Origin of the sequence: Microterricola pindariensis (genome assembly GCF_002936985.1) — a bacterium.
Lineage (GTDB): Bacteria > Actinomycetota > Actinomycetes > Actinomycetales > Microbacteriaceae > Microterricola > Microterricola pindariensis.
The window spans coordinates 1-19,973 of sequence record NZ_MPZN01000003.1 but is presented as its reverse complement, the minus strand read 5'-3'; the positions used below and the strand labels follow the sequence as shown (position 1 = coordinate 19,973).

Below are 19,973 nucleotides of genomic sequence, written 5' to 3'. Positions count from 1 at the left end.
GCGAGGACGAGGGCGCCGAGGCACCGCGCAGCGTTAGCGCCAGAAGTCGCCGAGCCGCTCGGCCAGGGCCCTGCCCTGGCCGAGGCCCGCGCGTGCGGCGGGTGCGCGCCGCGACAGGTCCATCATGTTGTCGCCGAATGCGGTGCGCGAACGCTCGTCTGGGAAGACCGTCTCGACGCGGCTGCCTCCGTCGCGCAGTTGCTCGATCTGGTCGGCGAGGCGCATGCCCCAGGCCGCCGGCAGCCGTGACCTGCCCGCGAAGGGGGACAGCACGAGCACTCGTGCATACCCGGCGGCCAGATCGGCGTTGTCGGTGTTGGTTCGGTAGCCGCCGTCGATGTAACGGCGGTCGCCGATGCCGTAGGCGGGGCCGCTCGCGCAGCTGGCGGCCACGGCATCCGCCAGGTCGACCCCGCTGGAGCGGTCGAAGACGACCGGTTCGCCGCTGTCGGCGTCGACCGCGGTGATGAGCACCCGCCGCTCTGGCCAGAGCGGGCCGGGCAGTCGGGAGGCGACGGTGGCGCGCCATCGCTCCTGGGCGGAGTCGGGAGCCGCGGCGGCCAGTTCGATCCCGGACTCCCCCATCCTGCGGCGCATGTCCGCCGCATCCCGAGCGGCGGCGATGATCGCGTTCGTCGCCTCCAGACGGTTCGCCGTCGGCCGCGCCGGCGCAGGCCCCCGGTCGGATCCGGCCGGCCTGGTCTGGGGCGGAGCGGGGGCGGCGAGGATGTCGGCCAGCAGCGCAGCCGGGGCCGCACCCGTGATCTGGGCGGCGGCCGTCGACCCGGCCGACGTGCCGACGATCAGGTCGGCCTGGGAGACGTCGGCCCCGCCCTCGGCGAGGCCGGCGACAACGCCGATCAGCCAGGCGTTGCCGAGCGAGCCGCCACCGCCCAGGACCAGCGCTCTCTGGGCGTCGTGTGCCGAGCGGTCGGGGGAAGTCGTCGCCTGGTCGTTCTCGGGTGCGTGATTCATGCTCGGAGATTCACAACCGCTCTACTCCGTCGGCGGCGCCTGCCCGATGCTGAGCCAGCCATCGCGTGCCTCCCCTTTCGCCCCTGGACCGCCTTCGCCTTCCCGCTGCGACTTCATCGCCTTGAGCTGCCGCTCGATGTCGGAGCGCGACGACAGTTCCGCCAGCTGCCGCTCGATGTCGGCATCCGGCGTCGTCGTCAGGTCTTGCAGCGTGCCGTTGGAGAGCAGGTCGTCCGTGGCCTGGGCCCTGGCCTGCATCTGGGCGACACGATCGCGCGCGCGGTCGAGGCTCGCGCCGATGTCGTTCATGTTCGCGCCGATGCCCGCAACCGCCTCGTTCGCCCGCACCTGCGCCTCGGAGGCGCTGTACGTGGCCTTCATCGTCTCCTTCTCGATGCGGAACGCGGCGATCTGCTCGGCCAGACGACGCTCCCGCTCCTGCAGCAGAGCGGTCTGCTTCTGCAGCGAGGCGTGCTGATCCTGCAGCTTCGCCACCTGGCCCTCGATCGCCGCGCGGCGCTGGAGGGCAGTGCGAGCGAGATCCTCGCGCCCCTGATCCATCGCCTCACCGGCCTGTATGCCCAGGCGGCGGTGCCGCGCGCCCATCTCCTCGCCCTGGAGCTCGATGCGCTTCTTCGCCGTGGCGACCTCGGCGACCGCTTGGCGCACCTCGTGCAGCAGCTTCACCTGTTGCTCGTAGCTGTCGTCGAGGGCGTCGCGTGGATCCTCCATCCGGGTGATCACCTTCGACGTCTTGGTGCGGAAGATTGTGCGCATCCGTGCGGTGTTGTCACTCATGGCTGGACTCCTTTGGGCTGGAGGTGATCGGGTGTGGGTAACGCGGGGCGGTGCTGTCGAATTGGTTGAGGTGGGCCAGCTCCACCAGCCCCGCGTGCAGGGAGGCCACCTCGAGGTCGAGCTCGGCGTGCAGGGCGGAGAGCGCGTCTCCCGTTGGGTCGCCGAGGCCGGCGGCGACGGATGCCCGCAGCTCATGCACCATGTCGGAGATCTGGTCGACCGCCACGCTGGCCGCGGCCAGCTGATCGTCGACCGCGCCGGAGGTCGTCTCGCTCTCCATCAGGCGCAGTTGTGTCCGCAGGGTCGCGCCCTCCGCCTCGATCCGGCGGAACAGCCGGGGCAGGTCGCCGCGACGCCCGTTGTTGCGCACGGCCAGGTCGATCGCGGCTCGCCCGCTGTCGAGGGACTCGTCGAGTTGCAATTGCAGCGAGAGTGCCTTGCGCCGCGGGCCGTGGCTGAGTTGTGCGCGCCCCTTCAGGACCGCACTGTTCACCGCGGGGCTGCGCCGGATGCGGCGATAGAGCGCCCGCACGATGAGAAGGACGGTGACCACCGAGAGGGCGGCGATCACCAGAAGAGAGATCAGAACCCCGAACAAGACGTCCATGACCGACGCCTCCCGTTCCGAGTCGCGTGCTTCGGGTCCATGAGGTGCACCTCCGTGATGTCTCCGCCGCGGCATCGGTGCCGCAAACGCGATATAGCTCAACTTACGCTCGCGGGCGGATCAACGAAAGAAGTCTCGACAGATCCTCAGCGACGGCATGACGCAGGAGGGACGGGCTCAATCAAATCGCAAGCTGTCTCGACATTCTTCAAACCCCCGAGACCTCCCGCATGGTTCGGGCGCTTCTGACTCCTAACAAGAATGCCGGCAACAACCACAGAGCCGCTGAGATTCGGTGCCGCTGTGGAGCACCGGGTCGATCCGCGACACACCAGTTTGGCCGAGTCCGGGGAGACCTGACAAAGGCTCTTCTCGGGTTCGTGGATTCACATGGCGGGCACGCGCGCCCCGGGATCGATCAGGTTGTTGCCGCGGGACGAAACATGACCTCCCTGGCATACCGGCGGCCGGATTGACACCGTCGGCCGTCGATTTCTAGCCGACATCTGCGTACCGCCGGCCGCCGAGCCCGATGGCGAATCCTTGGCACAGCTGGCCGCCATCGGAAGGCGCACGATTCCGCTTTATCTCTCTCCCTAAAAGGCGCTGAGGCCGGTCAGCGCTCGACCGATGATCAGCTGGTGGATCTCGTCAGTGCCCTCATAAGTGCGCACTGATTCCAGATTCGCCATGTGCCGCATGACGGGGAACTCGCTCGTGATGCCGTCACCGGCGAGGATCATGCGCGCCTTCGAGGCGATGCTAATCGCCTCGCGCACGTTGTTCAGCTTGCCCACGCTGATCTGGGTGGGCGTCAACGATCCCTTCGCTTTGAGCATCCCAACGTGGAGCGCCAACAGCATCCCCTTCTCATACTCGACAAACATGTCGGCCAATTTCGCTTGCATCAGCTGTTGCGCGCCCAACGGCTTTCCGAAAACTACACGAGTCTGAACCCGTTCGACGGCAACCTCCAGGCAGGAACGCGCGGCCCCCATGGCCCCCCAGATGATGCCGTAACGGGCCTCATTCAGGCAGGAGAACGGAGCGGACAGTCCCCGTGCTCCCGGCAGCACCGCATCATCTGGAAGGGAAACGTTGTCGAGGTGGACATCACATTGAATGGATGCACGCATCGACAATTTGGTGTCAATCGGGATCGCCGAGAAGCCAGGCGTGTCGGTGGGAACTAGAAACCCCCGCACACCATCGTCTGTCTGCGCCCAGACCACGGCAACGTCAGCAACACTGGCTAGACCGATCCAACGCTTCGCCCCGGTGAGTATCCAACGCCCCTTCTCATAGCGGGCGCTCGTGAGCATTCCGGCCGGATCGCTTCCACCTGACGGCTCGGTTAGGGCGAAGCAGCCGACCATTTCTCCCGCGGCCATACCAGGCAACCATCGCCGCTTCTGATCCTCCGAACCGAACTTCGCGATCGCAGCCATCGCAAGCGACCCTTGCACGGAGACCATTGTGCGCCAACCGCTGTCGGCCGCCTCCAGCTCTAGACAGACCAATCCGTAGCTGATGGCGCTGGCGCCGGCGCAGCCATATCCGGAAATGTGCATTCCGAGGAAGCCCTGCGCGCCGAGCTCCGCGACCAGTTCTCGCCGAAAGTACTTGTCATCGAAGTCTTGCTCGATGGTCGGCAGGATTCGCCGCTGCGCAAATTTCCGAGCTTTCTGCTGCCAGTCGAGCTCTTCGGGACTCAAATACATTTCCATGTCGAATTCTTCCGAGACGCGATTGTCCGAAGAATCTCTCACGCTGGCGATAGTCATTTCTCTCCTAGCTGTGCCGTGCGAGCTGCGGCTGGTGGGGTTGGTAGTGGCGGCGGTCACGGCGTGGCTACAGCTTTGTGAAGCACGTTATGCATAAATCGAGCCGCGTTGTTTTCAAAGCGTCGATACGCCATGCTGCCGAGCCAGGTGATCGCGCTCGTCGACACGACGAACCCCCCACTTCCAGTCTCGAAGAAGGTGATGTCAGCATGCACGTTCGGGTTGTTGCTGCCATTAATCAGCGGCGTTGGAGTGGTGATCTCTTCCAATGCGGCGAGGTAGTACTCCGAATGAGGCTGGGAGCGCGCGATGATCAACGTATGCCGTGGTGTTCCAAGGCGGATGTCAGCCCGGTCGATCTCATCGCCCGCGGCACCTCCGAGAACGAGCCCGAAGTCTCCAATCACGTTTTCATCGATTCCATCAAAGAGCTCGGCAACGCGCGGATCGGTCGCGAGTTCGGTCTTAGCAAATCCAGGTGTTGCAGAGTCCCAGCCTTGTGCTGCCATTCCTACGCCGACAAGCTTGTTCGGAGCGCGACCGCGGAGCCGCCACAGGCCGCCGGGCTCTGCCGACTGGCTCTGGGTGCCCTCTCCTGGCTCGCCCTCCCACGTACGGATGCCTTGTTGACCACGTCGCACCTCGAGCAGATGTGGCCTACCGGCGCTCGCTGACGTGACCCAGTAAAAGCCATTCCCCCCGGTATAGGCCAAGCTGCCTCCGCTGGCAAGGTAGACCTCCATCGCGTCCAGCATCTCCGCGCTCCAATATTCCGGGTGACTACCGGTAATGACGAGCTTGTATCCGGCAAGAGTCCCGGCGCCTCGCTCATGAAGGCCGTGGTCGGAGAGCACATCGAACTCGACCTTCTCGTGTGCAAACCAGCCGGGCCACATCAGATCGGCTGCAAAATGCCGGGGTGCCGACTGCATTGCGCTCCGGAAGTCCCAGCGCATGTTCAGAATCGGACGCAAGCTGCTTGAGTAGCAATTTCCCGATCCGTCGACGTGGTGGTCGTAGAGCGACATTCCGAATTCACGATGCGCGTATATCTGCTGATCGCGCATGGATTCCTCCACGGTCAGATCGGTTAGGGTGCCACCGCTATAGTCGAGTTCCTCAGCGAGGCGACTGTTCGCATACGCAACGTACGAGAATGTGGGAGCCAGGAAGAGCACTTCGGCGCGCTCGACACCCATCGCAGGGCTCACGAAAAGAGGTACGTGGTCTTGGGCAGTGGGCGTTTCAACCAAGACGCAATAGATTCCGCTAGCCAGTCCCACCGGCAGTTGCATGTCGACGGTGCTAGCCCAGGCGGCATCCTCAATGTCATCACTGTGAAAATGCACGGCCCCGTATTCGCGAGGTGCGTATCGGAAGTCCAGATGCATTCCATCCCAGTTGCGCCCAGTCATGCCACGGGCAGGCGCGTTGTACAGCACTCCATCTGGTTGGCCGTCAACTGCGGAGCTGAAATTCCTCGATTCGAACTGGTCATCAAAGCGCCAGGCAGCGAACGCTCCGCCGGCCCAATCAGTACCACTCGTCCTGTTGTCTCCTGCGGCAACCAGCCAGTCCAAGCTACCCGCCCCGGCGAACGCCGCCGGGAATTCGATCTTGCCGTCAAAACACGATTCGGAGCGAGGCTGCCCGTTTGGCGCGTTCACCAGAGACGCCGTTGCGATCAACAACGTGCCCGATCCGTGGATGCCAGCCCCTTTCGTCACGCCTACCGAGTGCTGCTCGCTGGGCACGTCGCGAGGGTCGCTCGAGCGCACGGGCGCTTGGCGCACAACAAGCTCTCCGTCTGACGAGATGCTTGCGCTCAGCGCATACCATTGGCGTTCGTGCAAGGGCAGGTCAAGCGACACCGAATGCGCCTGCCCGCCACCGTCCTCATAGTTCGCCGTCGCGCGGCCGCTCGTGTCGGTGCCCAGACTGAGTGAGGCACCGTTGTCTGCCACCCAAGCGAGGATGGTCTGCGCTTCCGCTCCTAGGCGCGTCGGCCAGACGTAAGCGGCCAGTGTGTATGAGTCACTTTCAGGCGCCGTGACACCAGACACAACGCCGAATGAGCCGACGTAGGTGTGCTGTGGGCCGACACCTAGGTTCTGACGCTCAGTTCCCGGCACCTCGTCGTAGCTGAACTCCACGCCGCTCTGGTCGCCGCCCGCCGTTGGCTTGACCAAGCGCACACGCGCTTGGTCCGGGACCGACGAGGAAATGAAGACGCCGACGCGGTCTCCGGCTGCACAGTCAATCGTGTCGGCATACACAAAAATTTCATTGGTCACGGTTTAGGACTCCTGCGGGGTTGGGGCGATTACGAGTTCCCGAATACACACGCTGTCCGGCTGCTCATGAATCATGACAATGGCGCTTGCGATGTTTTCGGCGGTCAGGCCGCCGTGCAGGCGATCCTTGGTCTGCTGATATGAAGCGACGATCGAGGCGTCGCTCACGGACGAGAGAAGGTTTGTGTCAACGATTCCGGGAGCGACGACGCTGAATCGCACACCCGATGTCGCGTACTCCCGTCGCATCGATTCCATCATTGCGTGCACCGCAAACTTGGAGCCGGAGTAGGCCGTGTGATTGGCGTACACGTTGCGCCCTGCGATCGAGGAGACGCTCACGATAGTGCCCGCGCCACGGCTGAGCATCGCTGGCAGCACTGCGCTCGACGCATGGAGCACTGACAGCGCATTGGTCTCGAAGACGGCGGCCCATTCGGCCGGATCCTGGCTATGGACCTTGCCCAACGGCATGATTCCGGCGTTGTTGATCAGGAGAGCGATCGGCCCATGGTTCGCTTCGTAACGCTGGATGGTCTGGCGCACGAGATTTGCATCGGTGACATCGACGGCCACGCATTTGGAATTCGCCAGATCGAGTTCGACCATGTCATCGAGCCGACGAGACAACAACAGTGTGTGATAGCCCCGCGCGGCGAATGCGATCGCGCAGGCCTTGCCGATCCCAGAGCTCGCGCCTGTGATGACGACCGCGCCCGCATCTGGACTGCTCATCGGGAAGTCCCCGCCGCAAAAGAGGCCATCACGCCCTGCGTGCGGGACTTCAGATGGTCCCGAATACTCGCGGAGTCTGCCCCCAGCTTCGGAGGCGCAGTGTGAATAGCCAAGGCTTCGCCGTCGACATTAATGGCGGTACGAATCTGCGGGATTCCGTTGACCACAGCGATCATGCGCTGCCGAACGACCGGGTCGCCTAGCGCCTCTGCCACTGTGTTCACCGGCGCAACCGGTACGTCGGCGGCGATGAGATGCTCCAGCCAATGATCTCGACTATTTGTGACAAGGAGTGCTTCCAACTCCAGTACAAGGGCGGCTCGATTGACGACTCGATCCCGATTAGTCGCATAGTCCGGGTTGGTGCCGAGTTGGGGAGCACCCAAAGTTTCGACAAACCGTCGAAACTGCCGATCCGTTCCCACCGCAACCGCCAAGGGTTTGTCTGCGGTCGCAAGCGTTTCGTATGGTGCGATGCTCGGATGCGCATTCCCAAACCGTTCCGGAACCGATTCGGAGACCAGCCACCCCGATCCGATATTCGCGAGCATCGAGATCTGAGTATCCAACAGCGATACTTCTATGTGCCGGCCGAGTGCGCCTGTCCTGGTCTCACTCAAGGCCGCAAGTATGCCCGTTGCGCAGAGCACGCCAGCCAGCAGATCGGTGATCGCTACCCCCACGCGAGTCGGCTCTCCGCCCGGCTGGCCGGTGATCGACATCAGACCCCCCATCGCCTGCGCGAGAAAGTCAAACCCAGGGCGCTCGCTGTACATGTTCCCCCGGCCAAAACCCGAGACCGTCGCCGTGACGATCTGTGGATTGGCGGCGGCCAACGTCTCCCGGTCGAGCCCAAAACGTTTCATCCGCCCCGGCAGGAAGTTATCGACGACAATGTCGGCTTGCACGGCGAGAGCGTAGGCAATCTGAGCGTCTTCGGAATTAGCTAGATCAAGTTCAATTGAACGCTTGTTGTGGTTGACCGCCAAGAAATACGAAGCCGTTCCGTCAGACGAGTACGGAGGTCCCCAATGCCGAGTCTCGTCGCCGCGACCCGGGGCCTCAACTTTGATCACGTCGGCGCCAAGGTCGGCCAGATGCATGGTCGCGTACGGCCCCGCGAGAATGCGGGAGAAATCAAGTACTCTCACACCGGAGAGCGGGCCGCTTGACGCAGGGGCTTCAAGCCACGACCCCTGTGACTCTGATCGGGCATTCATGCGGTCTCCTTCATCGTGCTCGGTGCCAGAAGACTGGATGCGGCCAACGCGGCGATTCCGCCCTCCCGCACTTCCTCCGCGAAATGGCAGGCGACAGTTTGGCCCTCCGCCTCCTTGCCGATCACCCGCTGCTTGGGAACGTCAATTGCGCAGATCTCTTGCGCGATCGGGCAGCGGGTGCGGAACACGCATCCGCTTGGCGGGTTGATCGGGCTAGGCACGTCGCCGCGCAACAGTATGCGTTCGCGATTCTTCTCGACTAGGGGGTCCGGCACTGGAACGGCCGATAGGAGCGCCTGTGTGTACGGGTGAGCCGACCTGTTGAGGAGAGCTGCCCTTGGGAGAACTTCGACGGCCCGACCCAGGTACATGACCATAATGCGGTCCGCCATGTGAGTCACTGCTGACACGTCGTGTGAGATGAAAATGAGCGAGAGGCCCCGCTCCTTCTGCAGGCGTCGAAGCAAGTTGAGAACCTGTGCGCGCACCGAAACGTCGAGCGCGGCGGTCGGCTCATCACAGATGATGAGTTCAGGCTCAACTGCGAGCGCGCGGGCAATTCCGATCCGTTGACGCTGTCCGCCCGAGAACTCGTGCGGAAAACGAAGTGCGGAGCTGCGTGGCATTCCGACCATCTCCAGCAGCTCCCCGACGCGCTCTGCGCGTTCACGGGGCGGCACGATGTTGTGCACGGCCAGCGGCTCCGTCAGGATCTGACCGACGGTCATCTTCGCATTGAGCGACGACGTTGGGTCCTGGAACACCATTTGCACTCGCCGGCTCAGCAACTGGCGGTCCCTACCCAGACCCTTGCCCAGCTCCCTATCACCAATGCGAATGTTGCCACTTTGGCGCTTCACCAGTCCTTGGATCGCATATCCGGTAGTGGATTTCCCACAGCCTGATTCCCCCACGATTCCTAGCGTCTCACCGCGGCCTACGGAGAAACTCACCCGATCGACGGCTTTGACAACTTTCTTGGATGTTCGGGTCCCGGTGCTGACTTTGAAGTGCACCGACAGGTCTTCCACGACTAATAGCTCGCTACTCATGATGCAATGTCCTTCGCCTGTGCGACCCAGCAGGCCACGGTTTGAGTGTCTCCGACGCGCTCCAGAGTCGGTCGATCGGTGGCGCACCGGTCGACTCTCACCGCACAGCGGTCATAGAACGGGCATCCGGCGGGGAGCGCCACGAGGTCCGGCGGGGACCCCGGAATGGAAACCAGCTCGTGGGTGCCCGACATTTCATCCGTGCGGGGAATTGATCGCAGTAGGGCCGCAGTGTACGGGTGCTTAGGCGAATGGAAGATATCTTCGACGGGACCTTCCTCGACGACGAATCCGCTGTACATGACGATGACGCGATCAGCCAGACCTGCCACGACGCCCAAATCATGTGAGACCCAGACGATGGCCAGATCTTTAAAACTGCGAACCAGGTCGAGGATCTGGGCTTGCACTGTAACGTCGAGCGCTGTCGTTGGCTCATCGGCGAAGAGGACTTTGGGCTCGCCGGCGAGCGCCATGGCGATCATCGCACGTTGTCTCATTCCGCCGGAGAGCTGGTGCGGGTACTGCTTGGCCCGCTGATCGGGATCGGGGACTCCAACCCGAGCAAGCATGTCGACAGCGAGCTCGTGTGCCGCCGCCTTGGAGAGCTTGCGCTGCTGTCGAACTCCTTCACTGATCTGGCGCCCCACGGTCAATACCGGATTGAATGCGCTGAGCGCGTCCTGGAACACGATCGAGATGTCGCGTCCCCGGATCTCGTTGAGCGCTTTCGGGCCGAGAGTCATTAGATCCGTGCCGTCAACTTCAACCGATCCCCGCACGGTCTTCGACGGCGGTGAGGGCAGAAGGCGCAGGGCAGCCAGGAGCGTCGCAGTCTTTCCGCAGCCGGACTCACCAACGATCGCGAGCTTCTCGCCCGCATGCACCGTGAAGGTCACACCGTTCACGGCCTGAGCGATGCCTCGTGCGGTGTGGTATTCCACAACCAGGTCGGAGACTTTCAACACCGCCTTCGATTCTTCTGGCGAACTCAGGCCTATCCGTGACGTCACGGTCACCGTGCTCATGCGGGCGTCTCCTTTGTTTTGCGCTGGCCCAAGAAAATCCTCTGAAGCATGCTCTTGGCCGACGCCCCCTTGGCGTTGCCACCTCGAAGCTGAGGGTCGAGCTTGTCTCGGAGGCCGTCGCCGACGAAGTTGAAGGCCAGAACCGTTGAGAGGATGGCAAGTCCGGGGAATACAACCAACCACCAGGAGTCGATACGAGTCTGGGCGGCACTGACCATCGCACCCCACTCAGGAGTGGGGGGTGTTACGCCGACGCCGATGAAGCTCAGGCCTGCGGTGATCAGAATCACCATCCCAAGATCGACGGTCGCCTTCACCATGATCGCGGGCAGCCCGTATGGCAGAACATGTTTGGAGAAGACTCGCGTCGGCGAGCATCCGACCGAGATTGCCGCAGTGACATGAAGGTTGGTGCGAATGGACAACACCTGGCTACGCATGAGGCGGCAATATTCCGGCCACATCACCAGAGAGATCGAGGCGACAACGTTGAACCAATTTGGTCCGAGCGCCGCGACGATTGCTAGGGCGAGGACGATGGCCGGGAATGAGAGGATCACGTCGCAGACGCGCATGATCAATTCGTCCACCATTCCGCCGACGAAGCCAGAGATTGCGCCGATCACACTTCCAACGACACCTGCGATCGCAACTGTGAGAAGTGCGATGGGCAACGACAGCTGGGCGCCGGCCATGACGCGACTGAACACGTCCCGGCCCAGCTCATCCGTTCCGAAGATATTCGTGGCAGAGGGGGCAGCAAGACGGTTGGCCACGTCCTGATATTCGGTCGGATGGAACGGGACCCAGAGATACGCGGTCGTCGCGATGACTGCCCACGCCACGATGATCAACAATCCAATGTAGTAGCCGAAATCGAGGCTTCGCGCGCTAGTACGTGCCGCGACGAGCAGCCCTCTGGCGCGGCTGGCTGGGGTCGAAGAGTTTTGATCGACCGTCATGAGACGAATCGTCTTCGGGTCAGGACTTTGCATGGTTACTCCCATGTCGCTCAACTCCCCAGTCGAATTCGAGGGTCGAGTGCCGCATATACGACATCGATGATTGCGTTGGTAATCACGTAGACGAAACCGATTAGGAGTGTCACGCCCAGAATCGCTTGGTAGTCAAGTGCTTTTGCGGCGTCAACCGCGTAGCGGCCTATGCCTGGCCAGGAGAAGACCGTCTCGGTCAGGACCGCACCGGCAAGCAATCCGCCGATGGCCAGGCCGACAACGGTGATCGTGGGGATCAGCGCGTTCGGCAACACGTGAAACTGCGCGATGGTCCGGGTGTTCAGCCCCTTTGAGCGTGCAGTCATGAGGTATGGGGCTTTGAGCACGTCGAGCATCGAGGCGCGCATCATTCGAGACACTAGACCGAGGAAGAACGCTCCCAGCACGGCCGCAGGCAAAACGATGTGTGCCAGGGAATCCCAGAACGCCACACTGTCGGCGCTCAGTATGGAGTCGACCGTGTATGCCCCGGTGATCCGCGGTGGCGGATTCACACGCGAGCTCAGACGTCCCTCCGGACCGGGGCTCCAGCCGAGCTGGAGGTAGAAGACCTGCAGTGCTATCAGTCCCAGCCAGAAGACCGGGACGCCCGATGCAAGCAGTGCAATGGCACGCACTAGGAAGTCCGGCCATTTGTTGTGGAACAGCGCAGCGAGGCTTCCCAAGGCCAAGCCGATGATGCCTGCAAAGAGAATGGCGGCAACACCGAGCTCGACGGTGGCGGGAAGAAAACTGAGGAGGTCCTCCATCACTCCGCGACGGGTGAAGGTTGACTGGCCTAGATCGCCTTGAAGGAGATTGCCGACATAGATGAAGAACTGTTCCCACAACGGCCTGTCGAGGCCCCATTGGGCGCGGTACGCTGCCACTGTTTCAGGGTTACTCCCGCCCACATCCCCGAGCAACCGCGCGAGAGGGTCCCCTGGCATGAAGTTGGCCAGGATAAAGGTCACAATCAGCAGCCCCAGAAGGGTTGGAATTGCTAGAAGGAATCGCCGGAGCGCGAATATCAGGATGCCCATTCAGGTGCCTTCGTGATTGAAATTGGTATCGGTCAGATTCGGGCGTGTGCGGTGACGATCGTCTTGGGCACCAGGTATCCGTCCATCGCCTCGGTGCCGTTTTCTGCGCCGATACCGGAGTGCTTCACACCACTGAAGGGAACAGAAGCCGCGCTCACCGCGAACGTGTTCACCCCGACGATGCCCGCCTGGATCTGTTCGCTGAGCACCGTGACATCGTCGAGGTTGTTCGTGAAGATGTATGCGGCGAGACCAAATGGGGTGTTGTTCGCGTGACCGATCGCCTCGTCACGTGTGGAAAAGCGCACGATGGGTGCGACAGGCCCGAAGGGCTCATCCTGCATAATCTTGGCGTGCGCAGGAACGTCCAAGAGGACGGTTGGTTCGAAGAAGTAGCCTTCGCCCGGCTGCGGCTTCCCCCCACATAGAAGCTCTGACCCGTGACTCAGCGCGTCAGCGACGAGATCTGAAATGCGGACCCGTGCGGAGTCGCTGATGAGCGGGCCGATATCTGTTGCGTCGTTCATGCCGTCGCCGACAACGAGTTCTGCGGTGCGAGCTGCAAAGGCAGAGGCGAACTCGTCGGCAATCGACTCGTGCACATAGAAGCGGGTCGGTGCGATGCAGATCTGCCCGGCATTGCGGAACTTCCCTGAGGCGCACAGCCGCCCGATTTGGGTGGCGTTGACGTCACCCATGATCACGACCGGCGCATGGCCGCCGAGCTCCATCGAGACGTTCACGACGTTGGCCGCACCCAACGCGATGAGGTGTTTACCCACTGGCACCGAGCCGGTGAAGCTGAGCTTTCGGACGATCGGCGAGCTCAACAAATGCTCGGAGATGAACTGGGCCTTACCTGTGACGATTTGAAGCACACCGGAGGGAAGCCCCGCGGATTGGAGCACCTCACCCATAAGAAGGGCTGGCCCGGGCGCCTCGGATGCCGGTTTCAGAATCATTGTGCAGCCGGCGGCGAGCGCGGGTGCGACCTTGCGCGCTGCGAGCAGGAGGGGAAAGTTCCACGGTGTGAATGCTGCGACGGGTCCGACCGGCTCACGGCGGACGGCGAGGCGCAAGGTCGTGTTCCGAGACTCCGGAATCCGGCCGTAGATGCGGCGGGCTTCATCGGCGTACCAATCGAACTGCTCGATACTCGCCGCTACCTCGAGGCGTGATTCCACGATCGGCTTGCCCATCTCCTGGGTCAGCCTGATGGCGATCTCCTCGGCCCGTTCAGTCATGAGTTCAGAGGCACGGCGCAGGATGCTCGAGCGCTCCCACGCGCTCCGGGCCTTCCACTCAGCCCAGGCTGATTCGCTTGCGGCGAGTGCTCGGTCCAGCTGCGAGGCGTCAACCGCGGGAACCGTGGAGATCTGTAGGCCCGTGACCGGGCTGTCGACGCTCAGGTAAGCGTCCCCGAGAGAGTTGACCCACTCGCCGTCGATCAGCTGAGCCGCGTCCAAAGTCTTCGTCATTTCACTCCTTCGGTGCGATCGCTCGCAGTGTTCGTCAAAACTCCGGCCTGAAGGCACAGGCCGTCCCAGCTCGGGAGCTCGCCGAGCGAGCCGATTCCGCTAGCGACGGCAGCTCCGGCCGCGCTGGCCAGTGTGAGGGCGTCACGCAGGGAATACCCGCGAGAAAGTGCGCTCAGGTAGGCGGCAACGACGGAGTCGCCGCAGCCGGTGGTGTCTCTCACAGTGGCCGGGAATGCATCGACCTTAAACGTCTGACTGCGGTCCGCGAAGTAGATGCCTTCTGCGCCGCATGTGATGATGACCTGGCGAACTCCGGTCAAGAGCAGCGCGTGCGCGATCTCGTCGATTGCGGTGAGCCCCGTCAGACCGGCAGCTTGCTCGTCGTTCGGTAGGAAAGCATCGACTTCGCCGACAAGCTCAAGCAATTCGGGCGTGAGATGTTGGGCTGAAGACTGAAAATCGAGGCTAACAAATGTGCCTCGGGCGCGAAGCGTGCGGAGCATGGTGACAACTTCGGTTCGTCCGAGAGCGCTCAGAGCGTCGAGCCCACCGACGTGCACGAAATCGGCGTTGGCAAGCGGAGCCAAGTCAAGATCATCCCATTCAGCCACTTCGTGCACCCCACGGACGTGCAGGGCGGGCCTGTTACCCAGGGAGTCAATGAGCAGGACCGACGACGAGGACTGGGCGCCGGTCAGTGTGCGTACCGCATCGACATCTACACCTTTGGCCCGCATCAGGCCGAGTAGGAACTGACCAGTGGGGTCGTCGCCGACCACGCCGATCGTGGCGGCCGATGAGCCCAAATGTACGAGATCCATTGCGACGCCAGCGGCGGTGCCCCCCACTGCGTGCAGGATCCGCTCGACGCGCACACTGTTTTGCAGTTTAGGAACCTCGTCAATCGGGGCGGCGATCGTGTCGAGAATATGCACGCCGAAGCACACAATGGCACTCACAGTCGGTACCCCCTCTGAGTAGCGGCATCAGCGACGACGGTCAGTTCGTCGGTATCGAGGGTTGCGATGATCGGGCCGGCCGCACGCGCGCGCAGATACACGTCGCAGAGCCATTCGAGTTGTTCGCAGCCGGCCAGGGCGGCGCCAAGGTCTGCTGCGTAAACAACCAATCCGTGACTTCGCATTAGTGCGGCGGTCCTTCCGTGAATCGCTTGGCTTACGAGCGACGCGAGATCAGCGCTCCCGAAGGTCGCATAGTCGGCGACGCGCACGGGGCCACCGAACTGGCGGATCATGTAGTGGATGGCTGGAATTTCGTCAGTGACGAGGCCGGCGGCGACAGCTGCGGCGGAGTGCGCGTGCACCACTGCGGCGGCATCTGAATTGCGATACAGCTCCAAGTGCAAAGGCACCTCTGAGGAGGCCTTGGCGCGTTGCCCTGCGGGCACGGAGCCATCAAGGCCAACCTCGCAGATCAACTCGGGCGTCAGTTCCGAATAGGGCACGGAGGATGGTGAGATCAGGATTCGGTCGCCGACCCTGATGCTCACGTTTCCGGCTGTGCCGTAGACGAGTTTGCTCGACACCATTCGTTGGCAGGCGTTGATGACAGCGGTTCTCAAGGAGCGCTCGTACTCGGCGTTGATCATTTGCGCAGCCCGATGAAGTCACGCATGAGTTCGTACTGGGCCTCAAGCATGTGAGTGCCGTTCGACCAGTTCAAGCCTTTTTCCTCTGCGCACCGCAGCAGTGTGGTGCGAGTCGGATTTATCACAATCTCTGCGATCAGAGTGCCCCGGCTCAGTCGTGACGGATCGATGACCATCTCGACCGATTCCGACATCCCTGCGGAGGTCGTGTTGACGACGACACCAAAACCCGCGGGGTCGTTGCCTCCGGCAACTGTCAGGCAGAGCGGGTACGCCCGTGCTACCTCGGCGGCCAGCGCGACCGCCCGTTCGCTACTCCGATTCCAGATGGTGAGCTGAGCCGCGCCGGCCGCGGCGATTGCAAACGCAATCGCACGGCCGGCGCCGCCTGCACCAAGCTGTAGGACCTTGCGGCCCTTCAACGTCATCCCTTGGTTCGAGAACCCCCGCGTGAATCCGGCCCCATCGATGTTCGTACCGATCAGTTTCCCCTCCGGCGACCGACGCACGAAGTTGACAGATCCGGCCTCTCGTGCCTGCGTAGTGATCTCGTCCAAATGTGGCAAAACTTCGATCTTGTGGGGAATCGTGACTCCGAATCCGGCAACATTCTTCATGTCACGAATTGCCGCGATGACTGTCCCGAGGCTGCCCGGGGCCACATGCAGCGGCGAGAACGCGGCATCGATTCCTTCTTCGAGGAGTTGGCGGTTCAGGATGTCTGTTCCTTTCACATGGGAAACAGGATCACAGAGGATGAAAAGTACTGCGGTAGAGCCGGTGATGCGCACGATGGGGCCAGACCCTCTACTTCGCCAGAGTGATATCAAACATGCGCAATTGCATGTCTGGGCTGTACTTCACGTTGTCGATGCGGTTGGAGTACACGAAGATCTTCTTCGGCTGAATGATCGGGATCAGCGTGGCGTGGTCGCGCATCTCGGTGATGAATTCGACGGCGATTGCTTCGCGCTCAGAGGGATCGATCTCGGAGAGGTACTTCTCATAGAGCTCCTGGCCGATCGGGAAGACCATCTTGGTGCGCTTGCCGTAGATGCCATCTTCGCGGCCGAACGGATCAAAGTACGACGAGGAGTCAAAGTCTTCCGGTGCCCACAAGCCCGATGTCAGTGGCAGACTCGACGCGCGGTAACCCTCGATCCAGTTTGCGTACTCGACGGGCTTGAGGTTCAGGGTAATTCCGACCTGCGAAAGGTCAGCCTTGATCTTTTCCCAGAGGGCTTGCTGGGAAACGCCGTACCAGATGACGTTTGCGAAGGTCACGTCGACAGCGAACTCGCCAACGCCAGCCTCAGCGAGGAGAGCCTTGGCACGGGCGACGTCCGTTTCGATCGGGTCGACCTGGTCTGCTCCGAGGAAGCCGATTGGAACCACTGCGGCGGGGCGCGGGGCATTGCCGCCCAGTGCCGCGCTGATGCCCTCGTAATCGATGGCGGCCTGGACAGCCTGCCGGACTCGAAGGTCCTTGAACTGTGGGTTGGCCGGGGTGTCACTCATCGCGATGTAGTTGAGGTTGTAGGACTGTTCGCTGCCCACGCTGACGCCGGTCGAGTCTTTCAGCGATGCTGCGGTGTCGGGGTCGATGTCCATGGCGATGTCGATGTCGCCGCGCTCAACCAGCTGGCGCTGGGTCGAGGCCGATTGAATGTTGCGAATGGTGACCTTCGTGAACGTGGGCGCATCGCCCCAGTAACCCTCACGAGCAGTGAAGATGATGTCTTCGTTTCGGTTCCACTTCGAGAGCTCGTAAGCTCCGGTGCCGATCGTGGTTGCGTCGAGGAATGCCTGAGCCGTATCCGTGTCAACTGCGGTCTCGTCGCTGACACCGCCGTTCTCGGCAAGGACCTTGCTGTCGAGAATTGCCAGATACGGCGCAGTCATGCGCGACGGAAAGCTTGAGTCCGCGCCCACCAAATTGAACTGGATCGTCGTGGGATCGATCACGTCGATCGACTCGACCATCCCCATCTTGAAGGCAGAAGCCCCTTGGACGTTCTTGATGCGTAGAAGGCTGAACTCGACGTCGTCGGCGGTGAGCTTGTTGCCGCTGGGAAAGGTGACGTCATCGCGCAAGTGGAAGGTGTAGGTCTTCAGATCGTCCGAGACATCCCATGAGCTCGCCAGCGCCGGCTCAATCTGCCGTGGGTCATCCTGGTTCACGTCAACCAGAGTGTCGCTGTACAGCGGGATCACCAGCTGCATGGCATCGGCGAGTACTCGTGCCGGGTCCAAGGTGGCCAGGTCGCCGAGGGCCATGCCGATCACCAGATTGGTGTCGGCAGAGGCGGCACCGTCATTGGCGGCGTTGTTGTTGTTCGACGTTGCGCAACCGGACAACGCAACGAGCGCCGCACAGGCAAGCGCAATCGAAACTTGGATTTGCTTCTTCACAGATCACTCCTCATGCATTGGTTTGGGCCCGACTTCTCGGGATCGATGCCGATACGCTCTGCCGCGAGCAAGTCGGCACATTTCACGCTGTGCCTCGGGAGGGCCCGGATGCCTACGCGACAACATCGTCGGCGGAGCACGCTTAGCCAACCTGTTGGCGGACTTCTGAAGTTAAGGCGAACCAACGTCCAATCCACCTCTAACCTGCGAAGTTATCCGAGAATATTTGTCAAATCCAATGCAAATCACCGCGGGAACTTATGCATTCTGAGCATCAGTCTTTTTCGGTACTACCAAAGGAAAAGCCACCGCAGCAACATCGACAGCGACGCTCACCGCTGGATTGCTGACCGGCGACCTCCAGGCGAGACTCAAATCAGCCGTTCCGATCGCGTCTTCCAACTCGAGAAAGACCACACCCGGAAACCAGGTGCTGTCACGCACTGTGCTGAGGGTGAGCGTCACGCCGAGATTTTCAGACACAAGTGCGAGCACCGTCCATGTGTCCGGGGCGATTTGGCGTACATCTGGCGTGGTTCCGACCATGCGCGAGAGCTCAAAGAGGCGGTCCCGGAGCACCGCGCCGGGATGATCGGGCAACATGATGAATCGCTCGTGCGCGACGTCTGCGAAACGCACGGTTCCCTGCTGCGCGAGTGGATGCGACTCGGCAACCGCGAGCACGATGTACTCGAGAGCCAGTGTCTTCGTCTCAATGCCGGCCGGGATCGCAGCCCATCGCCCGAGCGCTAGGTCGAACTCGCCATCGAAAAGCTTCTCCAGTCCGACTCGAGCAAAATTCGAGCTAAAAAGGTTGACTTGGATTCCAGGGTGGCCTTCAACGATGCTACGCAGAAGGCGGCTCACCATGAGATGCGAGGAGGCGCCGGCGAACCCGAGGTTGATTGTCCCGACCGCGCCCGAGGCGGCCTGCGCGACGCTCTCGGTAGCCCGGTCGTGGGCATCGAGAAAACTCCTACCTGGCCCAACGAGTGCTCGACCCGCCGCAGTCAGGGTTGTCGACCGCGTGCTGCGCTCAAATAGTCGCTCGCCCAGACTCTGTTCAAGTCCCTTAATCGTCCTGCTCAGAGCCGGTTGCGTCGTGAACAGCTTCTGTGCCGCTCGCCCGAAGTGGAGTTCGCTCGCCACCATCAGAAAAGCCCGCATCTGTTGGATCTCCATTGATCCCCCCTCGAAATTTCTCCCGTTCTGCCTCAGCGCAGAAAACCACTCTTGCGATAATCGCATAGATCGTGGAGTGGAATGTCATTGGACAATATGAACCGCTCCACGCGAGAGTGACTACCGACACCAATCGGATCATCAAACGCCTGGAGGGTAATACGATCGTGGTTGCGCAGGCTGATCACTCCGACTTCTTCTTGATGGCCTCACTGTTGAGTGCACGGGAGACTTCGACGCGCGCACGGGTGCGAGAGTTCGTTGACACCAAGTTGCTCCCGATCATCAACGACTATTGGGAACGGGCAGTCTTTCCTCACGAGCTGATCCCTGAGCTTCGAAAGCTTGGAATCGCGGGAACGAGCATTCAGGGCTATGGCTGCCCCGGCATGAGCGTGCTTGAAACAGGTGTCACGGCGATGGAAATCTCCCGTGGCGACGGTTCCCTTAACACCTTCCTAGCCGTGCAATCCGGGCTAGCCATGGGGAGCATCAACCAGCTCGGCTCGGAGGAGCAGAAGCAACGATGGCTCCCGAAGATGGCCACACTCGACTTGATCGGAGCGTTCGCGCTTACCGAACCTGACCACGGGTCAGATTCGGTGGCGTTAGAAACTACTGCCGAACTTCGCGGGTCACATTATGTGCTCAACGGCCACAAACGCTGGATCGGCAACGGCAGCATGGCTGATGTCGTGATCATTTGGGCCAGGGACATTTCAGACAGCGCGGTGAAGGCATTCGTTCTCGAACGGGACCCC

At 61.9% G+C, this 19,973-nt stretch carries 18 protein-coding genes; 1 reads left to right on the top strand and 17 read right to left on the bottom strand.

Going from position 1 to position 19,973, the window contains the following annotated elements:
• Positions 1–33: 33 nt before the first annotated feature.
• The 17 genes from GY24_RS01460 to GY24_RS01380 all read right to left on the bottom strand — a co-directional run bounded on the left by GY24_RS01460 (position 34) and on the right by GY24_RS01380 (position 19,212).
• Entirely contained in the window at positions 34–975 is a 942-nt protein-coding gene (locus GY24_RS01460; RefSeq protein ID WP_233279138.1) for a patatin-like phospholipase family protein, read from the bottom strand.
• 21 nt (positions 976–996) lie between these two features.
• A complete protein-coding gene (locus GY24_RS01455) occupies positions 997–1,773 on the bottom strand; it encodes a PspA/IM30 family protein (RefSeq protein ID WP_104474038.1) in 777 nt (258 codons plus the stop codon).
• Positions 1,766–2,380 carry a hypothetical protein gene (locus GY24_RS17570; protein ID WP_104474037.1) on the bottom strand — a complete coding sequence of 205 codons (615 nt, stop codon included), beginning with the start codon at positions 2,378–2,380 and terminating at the stop codon, positions 1,766–1,768. The genes GY24_RS01455 and GY24_RS17570 overlap by 8 nt, the downstream gene beginning before the upstream one ends.
• A 596-nt stretch (positions 2,381–2,976) precedes the next feature.
• Positions 2,977–4,164: an acyl-CoA dehydrogenase family protein gene (locus tag GY24_RS01445; protein WP_104474036.1), complete on the bottom strand. Its 1,188-nt coding sequence runs from the start codon at positions 4,162–4,164 to the stop codon at positions 2,977–2,979.
• A 56-nt stretch (positions 4,165–4,220) separates the two neighbouring features.
• The gene (locus tag GY24_RS17400; protein ID WP_133161081.1) at positions 4,221–6,458 is read right to left on the bottom strand and encodes a N,N-dimethylformamidase beta subunit family domain-containing protein; all 2,238 of its coding nucleotides are present in this window, start codon (positions 6,456–6,458) and stop codon (positions 4,221–4,223) included.
• 3 nt (positions 6,459–6,461) lie between these two features.
• Positions 6,462–7,193 carry an SDR family oxidoreductase gene (locus GY24_RS01435; protein WP_104474034.1) on the bottom strand — a complete coding sequence of 244 codons (732 nt, stop codon included), beginning with the start codon at positions 7,191–7,193 and terminating at the stop codon, positions 6,462–6,464.
• Positions 7,190–8,413 (bottom strand): CaiB/BaiF CoA transferase family protein, encoded by a 1,224-nt coding sequence (locus GY24_RS01430; RefSeq protein ID WP_104474033.1) that lies wholly within the window; start codon positions 8,411–8,413, stop codon positions 7,190–7,192. Before GY24_RS01430 ends, GY24_RS01435 begins: the two co-directional genes overlap by 4 nt.
• Positions 8,410–9,465, bottom strand: coding sequence for an ABC transporter ATP-binding protein (locus tag GY24_RS01425; protein WP_104474032.1), 1,056 nt, complete (start codon positions 9,463–9,465; stop codon positions 8,410–8,412). The genes GY24_RS01430 and GY24_RS01425 overlap by 4 nt, the downstream gene beginning before the upstream one ends.
• Positions 9,462–10,493, bottom strand: a complete 1,032-nt coding sequence (locus tag GY24_RS01420; RefSeq protein WP_104474031.1) for an ABC transporter ATP-binding protein — start codon at positions 10,491–10,493, stop codon at positions 9,462–9,464. The genes GY24_RS01425 and GY24_RS01420 overlap by 4 nt, the downstream gene beginning before the upstream one ends.
• On the bottom strand, positions 10,490–11,488 hold the full coding sequence (locus GY24_RS01415) for an ABC transporter permease (RefSeq protein WP_202972896.1): 999 nt from the start codon (positions 11,486–11,488) through the stop codon (positions 10,490–10,492). Before GY24_RS01415 ends, GY24_RS01420 begins: the two co-directional genes overlap by 4 nt.
• Positions 11,489–11,505: 17 nt before the next feature.
• The gene (locus tag GY24_RS01410; protein WP_104474029.1) at positions 11,506–12,531 is read right to left on the bottom strand and encodes an ABC transporter permease; all 1,026 of its coding nucleotides are present in this window, start codon (positions 12,529–12,531) and stop codon (positions 11,506–11,508) included.
• Between the two features lie 32 nt (positions 12,532–12,563).
• The gene (locus GY24_RS01405) at positions 12,564–14,009 is read right to left on the bottom strand and encodes an NAD-dependent succinate-semialdehyde dehydrogenase (RefSeq protein ID WP_104474028.1); all 1,446 of its coding nucleotides are present in this window, start codon (positions 14,007–14,009) and stop codon (positions 12,564–12,566) included.
• Positions 14,006–14,968 (bottom strand): carbohydrate kinase family protein, encoded by a 963-nt coding sequence (locus GY24_RS01400; protein ID WP_104474027.1) that lies wholly within the window; start codon positions 14,966–14,968, stop codon positions 14,006–14,008. The genes GY24_RS01405 and GY24_RS01400 overlap by 4 nt, the downstream gene beginning before the upstream one ends.
• Positions 14,965–15,618 (bottom strand): class II aldolase/adducin family protein, encoded by a 654-nt coding sequence (locus tag GY24_RS01395; RefSeq protein WP_104474026.1) that lies wholly within the window; start codon positions 15,616–15,618, stop codon positions 14,965–14,967. The genes GY24_RS01400 and GY24_RS01395 overlap by 4 nt, the downstream gene beginning before the upstream one ends.
• Positions 15,615–16,409 carry a shikimate dehydrogenase family protein gene (locus tag GY24_RS01390; protein WP_161498658.1) on the bottom strand — a complete coding sequence of 265 codons (795 nt, stop codon included), beginning with the start codon at positions 16,407–16,409 and terminating at the stop codon, positions 15,615–15,617. The genes GY24_RS01395 and GY24_RS01390 overlap by 4 nt, the downstream gene beginning before the upstream one ends.
• 16 nt (positions 16,410–16,425) lie before the next feature.
• Entirely contained in the window at positions 16,426–18,030 is a 1,605-nt protein-coding gene (locus GY24_RS01385) for an ABC transporter substrate-binding protein (RefSeq protein ID WP_133161080.1), read from the bottom strand.
• Between the two features lie 258 nt (positions 18,031–18,288).
• The gene (locus GY24_RS01380; protein WP_161498657.1) at positions 18,289–19,212 is read right to left on the bottom strand and encodes a LysR family transcriptional regulator; all 924 of its coding nucleotides are present in this window, start codon (positions 19,210–19,212) and stop codon (positions 18,289–18,291) included.
• A 116-nt stretch (positions 19,213–19,328) separates the two neighbouring features.
• Here GY24_RS01380 and GY24_RS01375 point away from each other — a divergent pair.
• On the top strand, positions 19,329–19,973 hold a 645-nt coding region (locus GY24_RS01375), incomplete at its 3' end, for an acyl-CoA dehydrogenase family protein (RefSeq protein ID WP_233279137.1).

Excerpts from the sequence above, each read along its gene's own strand:
- GY24_RS01425 (WP_104474032.1), bottom strand. The coding sequence starts at position 9,465 with ATGAGTAGCGAGCTATTAGTCGTGGAAGACCTGTCGGTGCACTTCAAA.
- GY24_RS17570 (WP_104474037.1), bottom strand. The coding sequence starts at position 2,380 with ATGGACGTCTTGTTCGGGGTTCTGATCTCTCTTCTGGTGATCGCCGCC.
- GY24_RS01395 (WP_104474026.1), bottom strand. The coding sequence starts at position 15,618 with ATGATCAACGCCGAGTACGAGCGCTCCTTGAGAACCGCTGTCATCAAC.
- GY24_RS01455 (WP_104474038.1), bottom strand. The coding sequence starts at position 1,773 with ATGAGTGACAACACCGCACGGATGCGCACAATCTTCCGCACCAAGACG.
- GY24_RS01430 (WP_104474033.1), bottom strand. The coding sequence starts at position 8,413 with ATGAATGCCCGATCAGAGTCACAGGGGTCGTGGCTTGAAGCCCCTGCG.
- GY24_RS01460 (WP_233279138.1), bottom strand. The coding sequence starts at position 975 with ATGAATCACGCACCCGAGAACGACCAGGCGACGACTTCCCCCGACCGC.
- GY24_RS01420 (WP_104474031.1), bottom strand. The coding sequence starts at position 10,493 with ATGAGCACGGTGACCGTGACGTCACGGATAGGCCTGAGTTCGCCAGAA.
- GY24_RS01435 (WP_104474034.1), bottom strand. The coding sequence starts at position 7,193 with ATGAGCAGTCCAGATGCGGGCGCGGTCGTCATCACAGGCGCGAGCTCT.
- GY24_RS01405 (WP_104474028.1), bottom strand. The coding sequence starts at position 14,009 with ATGACGAAGACTTTGGACGCGGCTCAGCTGATCGACGGCGAGTGGGTC.
- GY24_RS01445 (WP_104474036.1), bottom strand. The coding sequence starts at position 4,164 with ATGACTATCGCCAGCGTGAGAGATTCTTCGGACAATCGCGTCTCGGAA.
- GY24_RS01415 (WP_202972896.1), bottom strand. The coding sequence starts at position 11,488 with ATGCAAAGTCCTGACCCGAAGACGATTCGTCTCATGACGGTCGATCAA.
- GY24_RS01410 (WP_104474029.1), bottom strand. The coding sequence starts at position 12,531 with ATGGGCATCCTGATATTCGCGCTCCGGCGATTCCTTCTAGCAATTCCA.
- GY24_RS01380 (WP_161498657.1), bottom strand. The coding sequence starts at position 19,212 with ATGGAGATCCAACAGATGCGGGCTTTTCTGATGGTGGCGAGCGAACTC.